The sequence below is a fragment of the Microbacterium sp. 18062 genome, from assembly GCF_902706225.1.
GTDB lineage: Bacteria > Actinomycetota > Actinomycetes > Actinomycetales > Microbacteriaceae > Microbacterium.
Window position 1 is genome coordinate 1 of record NZ_CACSKB010000611.1, and the last position, 397, is coordinate 397.

General features: G+C 61.0%; 1 protein-coding gene. It reads right to left on the reverse strand.

Features of this window, described 5'->3' with window-relative positions; all coding sequences use genetic code 11:
- Positions 1-25 precede the first annotated feature (25 nt).
- A partial coding sequence (locus GVL03_RS21465) for a hypothetical protein (RefSeq protein WP_159502770.1) occupies positions 26-397 on the reverse strand: 372 nt, incomplete at its 5' end.

A 397-nucleotide genomic window follows, 5' to 3' on the forward strand; every position in this document is an offset into this window, starting at 1 on the left:
ATACTGGTCCATATCTCCTCCTGCTTCAGTGCAATTTGATGACGTCAACGCGGGTGCCGCCAGCCCGCTGGATGTAGACCAGTGCCCGGCCGCGGCCCATTTCCATGAGGTCCTCATCCCTTACGGCATCGGCATCGGTAATGCCGTGCTGCAGGGCAGCAGTGTTTCGGTCTTCATGACGCCAGTGAGCGGCCTGCGATGCAGCCAGCCGAGCGATCGCTTCTCCGCTGTCCTGGGCATCAGGAACGAAGCGTTCGTCCAGGTTGTACGGCTGGTTGAAGTCTGCGAAGACGAAGGGGCGGTAGCTGCCCATGGCAGACGCGACGGCGATTTCATTCGTCCATTGAACGGGCTGAAGTGCATCGGCAGATACGCCAGTCTCGCGCCGAGCTGCAGC